Genomic DNA, 13,761 nt, shown 5'->3' on the forward strand with positions numbered 1-13,761 from the left:
CGAGAGGGGCGGGGCTTCACCCGAAAGTGTGGCGCCGGACGGGATCTCCGTTCGGCGCCCGTCCGTTTTATCGGGTGCGAGGGCAGAACTCGGCGGCGAGCAGGGCCGGTTCGAGGCCGGGGTCTGCGATCGCGGTCGTGTTCACCCGGAAGGTGAGGACGCGACGGCCGTCGACGGTGGCCGCGGTGCGCACGTAGCTGCCGGAGATCCGTCCGTTGTGTCCCCACACCGTGGTGCCGCACGGCAGCTTCACCGGGTACAGGCCCATGCCGTACACGCCTTGTGCGGCCCGGGTGTCGAGCATCTCGTGCAGCCAGTGCGGGGGCAGCAGTTCACCGCCGAGCAGTGCCGCGTAGAAGCGGTTCAGATCGGCGAGCGTGGTCACCAGCTCGCCCGCGGCCCCGGCCACCCGCGGGTCGAGCGCGGTGACATCGGAGCCGTCGGCGGCGTAGGCGCGGCCGTGCGGTGAGGGCAGCGTGGTGCGGGAGCCAGGGAAGGAGGTGCCGGACAGGCCCAGCGGAGTGAGGACGCGCCGTTCGGCTTCGGTGGCGTAGGAGTGGCCGGTGACCTGCTGGATCACCATGCCGAGCAGGACATAGTCGGTGTTGGAGTAGGAGAAGCGGCCTCGGTCGGCCGGAGGGTGGGTGAGCGCCAGGCGTACGGCCTGCGGCGCAGTGACGGGGACGGTGCCCCCGGTGAGCCGGGTGAAGTCGTACAGCCCGCTGGTGTGGGTGAGCAGGGAACGCAGGGTCAGCGCGCGCCCGTCGTTGCCCGCTCCGTGCACCAGCCCGGGCAGGTACTGCTCCACGGTGTCCGAGAGGGACAGCCGCTGTTCGGCGGCCAGTTGCAGGACGACGGTCGCGACGACGGTCTTCGTGAGGCTGCCGGCCCGGAAGTGGTCGGCGCGGGAGATGCCGGCCCCGGCCTGGGCGTACCGGCTGCCGTCCGGCCCACCGGCCAGCAGAGCGGCGGCGGGGGCGTGGCCGCGGGTGAGCAGAAGAGGGAGGAGCGCGTCGGCGGCCGACGCCGCCCGCCTCCCGGCCAAAGGGGCCGCCTGCCTCCCCGCCAGTGGGGCCGCCTGCCTCCCCGCCAGTGGGGCCGCCTGCCTCTCTGCGAGCGGGGCACCGGCCATGGCGGCACTCGACCGTCGTGGCGCCATGGAGGTACTGCCGTCCGCCGGGGCCGTTCCCAGGAGCAGGGCGGTTGCCGCGGAAACGCTCAGGAGGGTCCGAAGTGGGACCAGGGAGGAGGTGACAGCGTTCGCGGCGGCCCTCGCGAGCCGGTGGCGGGCAGGTGCCGCAGACGTCCGCAGGGGGTGGCGTCGGTTCATCGCCGTCTCCCTCCGGCCGCGCGTGTCGGCGACCATCATGCAGGGCGGTGGAGTGGGGGATTCGGCGGGGTGGCGGCGGCTTCGCCGCCTGGTGGCGGGGCCGGCGGGCGGTCCGCGTGCGTGGAGCACCCTGGGTGCGTGGGGCACTTGTCGGGTGAGGGACAATGGAGGCTCTGTCAGGGCGGGTTGGTTTGAGGGGACGCATGTCGGAGGCGGAGCGGGCGGGGACATCTCGTCAGGACACTCGTCAGGACTCTCGTCAGGACAGGAGCGAGCGCCTCCTCGCCGGGCGGTACCGGCTGGAGGGCGTGCTCGGCCGGGGTGGCATGGGCACGGTGTGGCGGGCCACGGACGAGACCCTCGGGCGGACGGTCGCGGTCAAGGAACTGCGCTTCCCGTCGAACATCGACGAGGAGGAGAAGCGCCGGCTCATCACGCGGACGCTGCGCGAGGCCAAGGCGATCGCCCGGATCCGCAACACCAGCGCAGTCACCGTCTTCGACGTGGTCCAGGAGGACGACCGGCCCTGGATCGTGATGGAGCTGGTCGAGGGCAAGTCCCTCGCCGAGGTCATCCGCGAGGACGGCCTGCTGGAGCCCCGGCGCGCGGCGGAGGTCGGGCTCGCCGTCCTCGACGTCCTGCGCTCGGCGCACCGCGAGGGCATCCTGCACCGTGACGTGAAGCCGTCCAACGTGCTGATCGCGGAGGACGGCCGGGTCGTGCTCACCGACTTCGGTATCGCCCAGGTGGAGGGTGACCCGTCCATCACCTCCACCGGCATGCTCGTCGGCGCCCCCTCCTACATCTCCCCGGAGCGGGCCCGCGGGCACAAGCCGGGACCGGCGGCCGACCTGTGGTCCCTGGGCGGCCTGCTGTACGCGGCGGTGGAGGGCACCCCGCCCTACGACAAGGGGTCGGCGATCGCCACCCTCACCGCGGTGATGACCGAGCCGCTGGAGGAGCCGAAGAACGCCGGGCCGCTCAAGGACGTCATCTACGGCCTGCTCACCAAGGACCCGGCGCAGCGGCTGGACGACGCGGGCGCCCGCGTGATGCTCAAGGCCGTGATCAACGCCCCGGACGTCGCGGAGGACGGGCCGGAGCCGGCGGCGGACGCGACGAAGGTCGTGCCGTTGCCGGCGCAGCCGGCCGGGCCCGGGAGCAAGCGGGGCGAGGAGGCGGCGGAGCGGCTGCGCGGGGCGCTGCGTTCCGTGCGCAAGGCCGCGGCGGGCACCTCGGGCGCGGCGACGCGTGCCGCTTCGGCTGACCGTGCCGCGTCCGACGGCCGTGGTGCGTCCGACGGCCGTGGTGCGTCCGGGGTGTCGGCGGACAGCGCCAGGACAACGTCGTCCGCGTCCACGGCGGCCGGCGAGGCCGCGACCGGTACCGGGGCCGCCAAGGGCCGCACCGGCGGCGGGTGGAACGTGGTGCCGCCGCCGGACCTCGACCTGTCGCCGCGGCCGGTGCCCCGGGCGCCGCTCACGGATGTCGTGCCGAAACGCACGCTGGTGATCATCGCGGTGGTCGCGGCGCTCGCCGTGCTCGGCACCGTGCTGGCGTTCGCGCTGAGCGGGGACGACAGCGACGACAAGGGCGCACAGGGGACGCGGCCGTCCGGGGCCGTGGCGAGCGGTGGCGCAAGCCCCGAGCAGGACAAGGGGGGCGCGACCGGCGCGGACGGTTCCTCCTCGCCCCGGGCGTCCTCGGCGACGTCGGCCACGGGGGGCGCGAGCACGCCCGGCGCGGGCCCGAGCCCGTCCGGCGGCACGGCCGGTTCGGCCGCTTCCGGCGGGGCGCCGGTGACGCGTACGCACCAGGGCGGTCAGGGCTACACGATCGGGCTGCCCGCTGGGTGGGCGTTCCAGTCCACCGGCTCGGCGGGGGACCGCTTCACCGGCCCGGGCGGGCAGAAGCTGCTGGTGGCCTGGACCTCCACGCCGAAGGACGACCCGGTCGCGGACTGGCGGAACCAGGAGCGCGACATGGTGCGTTCCCAGTACAAGAAGATCCGGATAGAGAAGGTGGGCTTCCGGAACTGGAACGCGGCCGACTGGGAGTTCACCTACGCGGACGGCGGCACCCAGTACCGGACGGTCGACCGGGGTTTCGTGGTGAACGACCGGCAGGGGTACGCGCTGATGTACACGGCGAAGGCCGCCGACTGGGACGGGGACCTGCGCCGGCAGACCTGGCAGACGCTCACGGAGACGTTCCAGCCGAAGAAGTGACGCCCGCCGCCGCGGCGTTCACCCATTGAAGGCGTTCACCGATTGAGGGTGTGCACCGTCCAAGGGCTTTCACCGCTCGAGGGCGTTCACCGATCGAAGGTGTCCGCCGATTCACGGCGTTCGTCGATTCAGATCGGGCAACCCCTCTTTGTGGGTTGCCTCCGGCACGTATCGTGAGTGCTCGCGGACCGTACGCATCGGAGGGGATGCCCGCAACGGGACGCGTGGCGAACGGATCTGACCAACCGGGCGGCCGGGGGAGGCAACGTGGACGACTACGCGGGACGGGTCCTCGCCGACCGCTACCGCCTGCCGCTGCCGCCGTCCGACGCGTACGAATTGACCGAGACCCGGGCGTTCGACACCTACAGCGGGCAGGAAGTGCTCATCCGGCAGGTGCCGTTGCCGGAGGTCGTCGAGGCGGAGGTGCTGGACGCCGAGGGGCTGCCCGCCGGGTTCACGCCGCGTGAGCGTCGCGGCGCCGGGCGGGGCGCGGGTCCGGACGTGCGGCGTCCCGCCGACCCCGTGGTGCGGCGGGCGGTGGAGGCCGTGCAGGCCGCGGCGCGGATACCCGACCATCCGCGGCTGGACCAGGTCTTCGACGTGTTCGCGGAGGGCGGTTCGCTGTGGATCGTCAGTGAGCTGGTGGCCGCGCGACCGCTGGCCGCGCTGCTGGCCCGGCAGCCGCTGACGCCGTACCGGGCGGCCGAGGTCGCCTCCGACGTGCTGATGGCGCTCCGGGTGCTGCACGCGCACGGCTGGGTGCACCGCAACATCACCGCCCGTACGGTCCTGGTCTGCGACGACGGCCGTGTCATGCTCACCGGCCTCGCGGTCGGCGCCGCCGAGGAGGCGCTGTGCGGGTACGACCCGGTGCCGCCCGAGCCGCAGGAGGAGACCGACGCCGGGCAGGGCGCCGCACAGGACCCTGCCGGTGGCGCCGGCCGCGTTCCCCCGCCGGGGCGGCCCGAGGACACCGGTGCCGTGCCGGACCCCGAGACCGCGCGGCGGGCCGCCATCCAGGCCCGTGCCGCCGGCGGGCTGCCGACCGCCGGGGGCCTGCCGACGGGCTCCGGGGAGGTGGCGCTGCCCCGCCCGGCGGGCGCCGACGCCGCCGAGGACGTGCGGGCCGCACGGGCCGGCGCGATCGCCGCGTACCGGGCGGGCGCCCGAGCGGCGGCCCGGGTGCAGGAGGCGCAGCACAGCACGCACAACGGCCGCGTCGCCCTGCCCGGTGCCCGCCCGCCGGCCGAGGCGGAGCACGCCGCCCCCGGCGCCCCGCAGTCGCCGTACGTCCCGGGGCGCCAGGAACCGGAGCGGCCCGGCACCGCGGCACCGGGCCGGATCGGCGACCCCTATGGCGTGCACGGCGCCGCACCGCACGCCTCCGGGGACGCCCCCGCCGACCCCCGCCCGGGGCCCGCTTCCTGGGGCGACCCGTCGGTCGCCGCCCCCGCTCCCCGCGGCCCGCGCACCGCGCTCGCCGCCGAGCGGGCGCGGCAGGCGCGGATGACCGTGGTGGGCGCGGTGACCGAGCGGTGGGCGCCGGAGCAGGCCGGGCCCGTGCACGAGAACTGGCAGTTGGCCGCGCCCATCGGCCCCGCGACCGACCTGTGGGCGCTCGGCGCGCTGCTCTTCCGGGCCGTCCAGGGACACGCGCCGTATCCGGAGGAGTCGACGGCCGAGCTGGTGCAGATGGTGTGCGCCGAACCGCCCGCCTTCGCCGAGGAGTGCGGTGCGCTGCGGCCGGTCGTGGAGTCGCTGCTGCGTCAGGACCCGACCGAACGCATCGACTTCGAGGAGCTGAGCGGCTGGCTGCGCTCCCTGGTGCGGTCCGCGCCCGAACCGGAGGCCGGGGTGCACGTCGTGGCCGCCCCGCCGGTCGACCCCGCCAAGCTGCCCGTCGTACGGCGCCGGGGCGAGCTGGTGCGCAGGAGGCGCGCCGGGCTGCCCGCCCCGCACGGCCGGCACAAGCGGGCCGCGTCGAAGGAGCGTTCGCCGCGCAGCCTCGGCCGGACCCTGCTTCTGCTGATCCTGCTGGTGCTGGCGGCGGCGATCGCGTACGCCATGTTCTTCCTGCCGAAGTCCGGCAGTGCCGGGGACCGGGGCGCCGACCGCACGGGCGCGGCCGGGTCCGCGTCCCGGGAGCCGGACGCGAGCAGCGCGCCGCGTCCCGATGAGACCTCGAGCGGCACCCAGGACGGCAACGGTCCGGCGGCGTCGGCCGGTTCCACGCACGCGCAGACCACCGGCCCCGATGTCGCCGACGGGTTCACCCTGCGTAAGGATCCGGCCGGATTCCGTGTCGCCGTCGCCGACGGCTGGCAGCGCACCCCGGGCAACGGCCGGGGCCAGGTGACGTACACCCACGGTGACTTCACACTGATCGTCGTGCCCGGCCGGGACAGCGCGGCGAGGTACGGCGGCGATCCGATGGCGTATCAGCGGGAGAGGGAACCGGAGCTGCAGCCGTACCGGGACTCCTCGTGGGCGACCGCCACCGGTCTGAAGACGATCCAGGTCGGCGGACGGACCATGGCGGAGGGCCAGTTCACCTGGACCGGCGCCGACGGACGTGAACTGTACGTGCGCAACCTGGCCCTGCTGGTCGGCGGCCGCTACCACGTGGTGCAGGTGCGCGGCCCGGAGGCCGAACGGGACGAGGTGACGCGGTTGTACGAGCAGGCGTCGGGCAGTTACCAGTACACGGGCTGACCAACCCGCACAGACGAGCCGTACAAAAGGGGGCGTACGCATCAGCAGTCCATCGGGTTGCCTGTGGTCACGCAAAGCGACAACCGTCACAGTGCGGTCACCGTGGCACCCCGCTGGTTCCCCGGACGCCGGGCTGTCTTTACCCTGACCCTGTCAAGAGCATTGCGGGGCAACGTGAATCAGATGCAGGGCCTGCTCCTCGCGGGCCGCTACCGGCTCGCCGATTCCATCGGCAGCGGCGGTATGGGCCGTGTGTGGCGCGCGCACGACGAGCTGTTGCACCGCGCCGTCGCGATCAAGGAGCTGACCGCGGCGCTCTACGTCTCCGACAGCGACCAGCAGGTCCTGCTCGCGCGCACCCGCGCCGAGGCACGTGCCGCCGCACGCATCAACCACTCCGCCGTCGTCACCGTGCACGACGTGCTGGAGCACGACGGCCGCCCGTGGATCGTGATGGAGCTGGTCGAGGGCCACTCGCTCGCCGACGCCGTCAAGGAGCAGGGCCGTATCGAGCCCGCCGAGGCCGCGCGGATCGGGATGTGGGTGCTGCGCGCGCTGCGCGCCGCGCACACGGCGGGCGTCCTGCACCGTGACGTCAAGCCCGGCAACGTGCTGCTCTCCCACGACGGCCGTGTCCTGCTCACCGACTTCGGCATCGCCCAGATCGAGGGCGACACCACCATCACGCGCACCGGCGAGGTCGTCGGATCGGTCGACTACCTCGCCCCCGAACGGGTGCGCGGCCACGACCCGGGCCCGGCCTCCGACCTGTGGGCGCTGGGCGCGACGCTGTACACGGCGGTGGAGGGCCGCTCGCCGTTCCGCCGCACCTCGCCGCTGTCCACCATGCAGGCCGTGGTCGAGGAGGAGGCCGACCAGCCCGGATACGCCGGCCCGCTCGCGCCCGTCATCTCCGCACTGCTGCGCAAGGATCCGGCCACCCGGCCCGGCGTCGCCGAGGCCGAGCAGATGCTCGCGGAGGTGGCGGAGGGCCGCCGGCCCAGCGCGGCGCAGGCGTATGTGCCCACCCAGCACGACGGCCGGCCCTCCCCGTACGACACGGGCTCCGGCCGGCACACCGGTTCCGGCACCGCCACGGGGACCGGTCACCCCACCGGCTCGGGCCACCCCACCGGCTCCGGCCACCGGACCGGCTCCGGCTACGCCACGGCGTCCGCCTACAACACGCCGGTGGCACCGCACGGCCAGGTGACCGGTCCGACGGCGGTCGGACCCACGCAGGCGCCGCCCGCTCCGCCCCGGCGTCGCCGCGGGCGCACCGTCGCGCTGGTCCTCGCCCTCGCCGCGATCGTCGGCGCGGGCAGTGCGGTGGTGCTCCAGCAGTGGGGCCACGGCCGCGGCGGCACCGCCGGCCCGGCCGTCACCTCGTCGCCGCCCAGCACCAAGGACACCGGCGGCGACCAGGGCTCGGTCCCCGACGACTGGCAGCAGATCAGCGATCCCAGAGGATTCGGCCTCGCCCTGCCCAAGGGCTGGAAGCGGCAGCTGTTCAGCGACAAGGACGGCCTGACCCAGATCGACTACACCCCCGACGACGGCAACCACTTCCTGCGCGTCGCCATCGACACCGACCCGGACTTCAACGACCCGTACCAGCACCAGCTGTCCCTGGACAAGCAGCTGCACCGGCTCGTCGACTACCGCAAGCGCAAGCTCGAGGTCGTCACCTACCGGGACCACCGGGCGTCGCTGTGGGAGTACACCTTCACCGCGCTCGCCAAGGACACCGCGTTCCCCGGCCCGCGCAGAGCCGTCGACGAGGTCTACATCGGTGACGACGGGACCGAGTACGCGTTGCTCCTGTCGGGACCGGCGGAGGACTGGGCCACCACGCAAGCGCAGTTCAAGGCGATCCTGCGCAGCTGGCAGGAGAAGGTCTCCGCGTAGCGCCCGGGTAACCCTGTTGGCCGATCGGCGCCCCGGAGCGGGGCCGTCCGGTGCGGCATGATGGGGCGCATGGGGACCGAGGGGGAGGATGCCCGTGTGATCGCGGGCCGTTACCGGCTCGACGCACGGCTGGGCCGGGGCGGCATGGGCATCGTGTGGCAGGCGACCGACCAGCTGCTGGGCCGGCGGGTGGCGGTGAAGGAGATCGCGCTCGACGAGACCCTCTCGGCCGAGCAGGCACGGGCCCAGCGGGACCGGACGCTGCGCGAGGCCCGGGCGGTCGCGCAACTGCGGCACCCGAACATCGTCGTCGTCCACGACGTCGTTGACGACGGCCGGCGGCCCTATCTCGTGATGGAGCTGGTCGACGGCGGGACGCTCGCCGACCGGATCGCGCGCGGCGGCCCGGTCGACGCCGCCGAGGCCGCGCGGATCGGCGTGGCCCTGCTGGGCGCGCTGAGCGCGGCACACGCCGCCGGGGTGCTGCACCGGGACCTGAAACCGGCGAACGTCCTGATCGAGTCCGGCACCGACCGCGTCGTCCTCACCGACTTCGGGATCGCCCAGGTCGCGGGCGCCACCACGCTGACGGAGACCGGGTCCTTCGTCGGCTCGCCGGAGTACACCGCACCCGAGCGGATGTCGGGCACGGCCACCGGGCCTGCCTCCGACCTGTGGTCGCTGGGCGCCCTGCTGTGCACGATCCTCAGCGGCGAGTCGCCCTTCCGGCGCGACTCGCTGGGCGGCATCCTGCACGCCGTCGTGGTCGACGAGATCCGTACGCCGGAGCAGGCGGCGCCGCTGCTGCCCGTCGTACGCGGGCTGCTGGAGCGCGATCCGGAGCGACGGCTGGACGCGACGCAGGCCGAGCGGCTGCTGCGCGCCTTCCGCGACACCGGGTCCCTCCCGGACCCGGGCGCGGATGCGGGTACGGGGGCCGCCGTTGACGCGGGCGCTGGCGCGGGCTTCGGGCCGGGGGCCGTTCCGGGTGCGGGTTTCGGGCCGGGGGCCGTGGGGGCGGGCGCCGGGCCCGGGTACGTCCCGGGGGCGGACGCGGGGTTCACGCCCGGGTCGGTGCCGGGCGCCGGGACGGGTTCCTCGCCGCCCGGCTGGGGGTCGGTCCCGGGCGCCGTGTCCGGCCGTACGCCCGATCCGGCCCGGGACGCCACCGGGCAGGCCGTGGCCGGCTACACGCCCACCCAGGCCGGCCTGCCGCGTTCCGGTGCCCCGGCCGGTCAGGGGCGGGCGCCCGAACGCTCCACGCGGGGCACGCTGGTGGCCGCGTTCCTCGTCGCGGCGATGGCCGGTGCGGGCGTGTCGGCGGCGGCGCTGCTGATGCAGGGCGGCGACGACGGCGGCGCACCGGGGGCGCCGGGCCGGGCGAGTTCCCCGGCGACGGCACCGGCCGCGACGGTCACGGTCACCCGCTCCCCGGGGCCCGCGCCGACGAGCGCCGGCCCCGTGGGCACCGGCACCGGCTCTTCCGCGACCGGTTCCCAGGCCGGCGACGGGGCACGGCCGGTGGCGCCGTCCGGCTACCGGATCGCCGACGACCCCGCCGGTTTCCGGCTCGCCGTGCCCGACGGTTTCGTCCGCAGGCCGCAGGGCGAGCGGGTGTTCTACCTCTCGCCGGACGACTCCTTCCGCCTCGGCGTCAAGGTGTCCGATCCCGAACCCGGCGGACCCCTCGCCGTGATGCGCCGTCAGGCCGCCCAGGGCGCCGACACCAACCCCGGTTACCACTCCGGCACCGTCACCGAGACCACGCACGGCGGACGTCCCGCCGCGCTGTGGGAGTTCACCTGGAACGGCTTCACCGCCGCGGAGGGCGCCCGGCACAGCTACGACCTGTGCTGGGAGGAGGGCGGCCGGCTGTACGACGTGTGGGTGTCGGCGCCGGTCGGGAAGGTCCGCGAGGCGCGGGAGTACTTCGACGTGGCCGTCGACACGTTCACCCGTTCCTGAGGGCGGCCGGTCCCGAACGGTCACGGGTCTGTGACCACTTGCGTTTCCCGGTGGAGCGGGCGCGCCGCACACGGTATGGATGGTTCCATGAGCAGCAACGGGGGCGCCGGCCACGGGGCCGACGAAACAACCAGCTTTGTCCTGCAGCCGCCGAACCCGGCGGCGGCCCCGGCCCAGGCACCGCCCGCCCCGGGGGCCCGGCCGCTTCCCGCGCAGGGCGACCCGGGTGCCGGGCGGCTCATCGCCGGCCGCTACCGGCTGCTCGCCAAGCTCGGCCACGGCGGCATGGGCACGGTGTGGCGGGCCAAGGACGAGACGGTGGAGCGGGAGGTCGCCGTCAAGGAGCCCCGTGTCCCCGACCACCTGCCCGACCGGGAGCGGGACAACGCCTTCGAGCGGATGCGCCGCGAGGCGCGCGCGGCCGCCCGGCTGGACCACCCCGCGGTCGTCAACGTGCACGACGTGGCCGTGGTCGACGGCCGGCCGTGGATCGTGATGGAGCTGGTGCGGGGCCGCTCGCTCGGCGCCGCCCTGCAGGAGGGCACGCTCGACGCGCGCGAGGCCGCGCGGATCGGACTGGAGGTGCTCGGCGCGCTGGAGGCCGCGCACGCGGCGGGCATCCTGCACCGGGACGTCAAACCGGACAACATCCTGCTCGGCCGGCACGACCGGATCGTCCTCACCGACTTCGGGATCGCCCGGATCGAGGGCGAGACCCAGCTGACCGACACCGGCGGTTTCGTCGGCTCGCCCGAGTACATCGCGCCGGAGCGGGTGCTCGGGCAGCGCCCCGGTCCCGCCTCCGACCTGTGGTCCCTCGGCGTGGTGCTGTACGCGGCGACGGAGGGCGTCTCACCGTTCCGCCGCAGCAACACGCCCGCCACCCTGCAGTCCGTCCTCAACGCCACGCCGGCCCCGCCCGCCTCGGCGTCGGGCCCGCTCGCCGAGGCCATCAACGGACTGCTCCGCAAGGACCCGGCGCACCGCCCGTCCGCCGACCGGGTCCGTGCCCTGCTCGAGGCGGCCGCCGAGCCGCCCGCGCCGCAGCCGACGCAGGCCGTGCGGTACGCCGAGCGCGGCGGGCGTGGCACGAGGCTCGGCCGCAAAGCCTGGCTGGGCCTCGGCGCCGCCCTGATCGCCGCCGTCGTCGCGGCGTACCTGGTGCTCGCCGACCCGTTCGCCGGGCCGCTGCCCGACGGGTGGAGGACGCAGCACGAGAGCGCGCTGCGCGCCACGGTCGCCTTCCCCGGGCAGTACGCGCGCGCCGTGCCCGACGCGAAGAACGACCAGGGCCACTGGGTGACGTACACCGACCTCAGCGGCAGCATCTGGATCGGACTGGCGCTGGACAAGAAGTCCGAGGACAGCAGCGGGAAGATCGCCGACTCCTCGACCGCCCAGATGTACGCCGACGACGGCGAGTTCAAGCAGAACGGCGAGTACGACCTGGAGATGCCGTCCGGTCCCCGGACCGAGCCGCAAGGGAACCAGAGCTTCCACGGCCGCGAGGCCGCCCACAACACCCTCACCTACACCACCAACGACAGCCAGCACCCGCGCCCGCGCGAGGTGCAGATCTTCTACTACCGCACGCGGTCCGGCGACATGTACAAGCTGACCGTGAGCTACCCGGGCAAGGGCGACTTCACCGCCCGGGGCCGTGACGTGGCGCGCGTGGCGATCGCCAACCTCGACGTCGACCAGCCCTGAACGCGCCCCGCCCGGGCGCGCGTCGACATGCCGAAGGGCACGGTGCAGGAGCACGACGGCACCGAGCTGTCCAAGGGCGCCAGGGATCGGCGGCACCGAGCTGTTCAAGGGCGCCAGGGATCGGCTGAAGCTCGGGGTCGCTCCACGGGAATCCCGCGGTGCCGCCCCAACGCCCTGATCAGCGCATTTGTTGCCAGCGATCGCTGGCGGGGTGTGAGCGGTCGGTGAATCCCCGTTACCGACGGGTACACAAAGGCTCCGCCGCGGCATACCCTGCGCCCATGACGGACGCGCAGGCACCGGCCAAGACCGGCACCAACCCCCTCGCCCCCGCACCTCAGGGCGCCCGCACCGCCGCCGATGTGGTCACCCCCGAGCTGGTCGCCCAGCTCACCAAGGGCGTGGCCGGCTCCGGCCGGACCGCCAACCACACGCCGTTCACCGGGGAGAAGCTCGCGGACCTGCCCGAGTCCACCCCCGAGGACGTGGAGAACGCCTTCGCGGCCGCCCGCGCCGCCCAGGCCGTGTGGGCGCAGGTCCCGGTACGGCAGCGCGCGGCCGTCCTGCTGCGCTTCCACGACCTCGTCCTCGCCCGGCAGGCCGAGGTGCTGGACCTGATCCAGCTGGAGACCGGAAAGGCCCGGCTGCACGCCCACGAAGAGGTGCAGGCCGTCGCCGTCGCCGCCCGCCACTACGGCCGCAAGGCCCCCGCCTACCTCAGGCCCAAGCGGCACACCGGCGCCGTGCCGACCCTGACCAAGGTCACCGAGCTGCGCCACCCGCGCGGTGTCGTCGGCCAGATCGCCCCCTGGAACTACCCGCTGGAGCTGTCCGTGGGCGACGCGCTCCCGGCGTTCGTCGCGGGCAACGCGGTCGTCATGAAGCCCGACACCGAGACCTGCCTGACCGCGCTGTGGGCCCGTGACCTGCTCATCGAGGCAGGGCTGCCGGCCGAGGTCTTCCAGGTCGTGATCGGTGACGGCCCCGTGGTCGGCCCGGAGGTCGTGAGGCACGCCGACTACGTCTCCTTCACCGGCTCCACCCGCACCGGCCGCGAGGTCGCCGAGCGCGCTGCCGCCCGCCTCGTCGGCGTCTCCCTCGAACTCGGCGGCAAGAACGCCATGCTGGTGCTGGAGGACGCCGACCTCGACAAGGCCGCCGCGGGCGCGGTGCGCGGCTGCTTCTCCTCCGCCGGTCAGCTCTGCATCTCCATCGAGCGGCTCTACGTCCACGAGTCGGTCGCGGACGCCTTCCTGGAGCGCTTCGCCGCCCGCACCAAGGCCATGCGCCTCGGCACCTCTCTCGCCTATGGCGCCGACATGGGCTCGCTGGTCGGGGAGCGGCAGCTGAAGACCGTCGAGCGGCACGTGGAGGAGGCCGTGGCCAAGGGCGCGAAGGTCGTCGCCGGCGGGGTGGCCCGCCCCGACATCGGCCCGTACTTCTTCGAGCCGACCATCCTCGACGGCGTCACCGAGCCGATGTCGGTGTGCACCGAGGAGACCTTCGGCCCGGTCGTGTCGGTCTACCGCTTCCGGACCGAGGACGAGGCGATCGAGCAGGCCAACGGCACGCCGTACGGCCTGAACTCCTCGGTGTGGACCAAGGACGCCCGGCGCGGCCGCGCCGTCGCCGCCCGGCTGCGCACCGGCACCGTCAACATCAACGAGGGCTACGCGCCCGCCTACGGCAGCGTGCAGTCCCCGATGGGCGGCATGAAGGACTCCGGCCTCGGCCGCCGGCACGGCTCCGAGGGCATCCTCAAGTACACCGAGGCCCAGACGGTCGCCCACCAGCGGCTGCTGCCGATGGCCCCGTCGCTCGGCATGACCGACGAGCAGTACGCGGCGTTCATGAACCGCAGCCTGAGGCTGATGAAGGCGTTCCGCCTCCGCTAGCCCCAACCCC

7 protein-coding genes are annotated in these 13,761 nt (G+C 74.4%); 6 read left to right on the forward strand and 1 reads right to left on the reverse strand.

What is annotated here, in order from left to right; genetic code table 11:
• Window positions 1-67 precede the first annotated feature (67 nt).
• Window positions 68-1,069: a serine hydrolase domain-containing protein gene (locus AB0E88_RS20315; RefSeq protein WP_361632401.1), complete on the reverse strand. Its 1,002-nt coding sequence runs from the start codon at window positions 1,067-1,069 to the stop codon at window positions 68-70.
• 464 nt (window positions 1,070-1,533) lie between these two features.
• Between AB0E88_RS20315 and AB0E88_RS20320 the strand changes: the two genes are divergently transcribed.
• The 6 genes from AB0E88_RS20320 to AB0E88_RS20345 all read left to right on the forward strand — a co-directional run bounded on the left by AB0E88_RS20320 (window position 1,534) and on the right by AB0E88_RS20345 (window position 13,751).
• A complete protein-coding gene (locus AB0E88_RS20320; protein ID WP_361632190.1) occupies window positions 1,534-3,558 on the forward strand; it encodes a protein kinase in 2,025 nt (674 codons plus the stop codon).
• 267 nt (window positions 3,559-3,825) lie between these two features.
• The gene (locus AB0E88_RS20325) at window positions 3,826-6,273 is read left to right on the forward strand and encodes a protein kinase (RefSeq protein WP_361632192.1); all 2,448 of its coding nucleotides are present in this window, start codon (window positions 3,826-3,828) and stop codon (window positions 6,271-6,273) included.
• Window positions 6,274-6,456: 183 nt separating this feature from the next.
• Window positions 6,457-8,181, forward strand: coding sequence for a serine/threonine-protein kinase (locus AB0E88_RS20330; protein ID WP_361632194.1), 1,725 nt, complete (start codon window positions 6,457-6,459; stop codon window positions 8,179-8,181).
• A 69-nt stretch (window positions 8,182-8,250) separates the two neighbouring features.
• Window positions 8,251-10,146, forward strand: coding sequence for a serine/threonine-protein kinase (locus AB0E88_RS20335; RefSeq protein WP_361632196.1), 1,896 nt, complete (start codon window positions 8,251-8,253; stop codon window positions 10,144-10,146).
• Window positions 10,147-10,233: 87 nt separating this feature from the next.
• Entirely contained in the window at window positions 10,234-11,856 is a 1,623-nt protein-coding gene (locus AB0E88_RS20340) for a serine/threonine-protein kinase (RefSeq protein ID WP_361632198.1), read from the forward strand.
• A 281-nt stretch (window positions 11,857-12,137) separates the two neighbouring features.
• Window positions 12,138-13,751 carry a succinic semialdehyde dehydrogenase gene (locus AB0E88_RS20345; protein ID WP_361632200.1) on the forward strand — a complete coding sequence of 538 codons (1,614 nt, stop codon included), beginning with the start codon at window positions 12,138-12,140 and terminating at the stop codon, window positions 13,749-13,751.
• Window positions 13,752-13,761: the final 10 nt, after the last annotated feature.

The organism is Streptomyces sp. NPDC028635 (assembly GCF_040637635.1).
Lineage (GTDB): Bacteria > Actinomycetota > Actinomycetes > Streptomycetales > Streptomycetaceae > Streptomyces.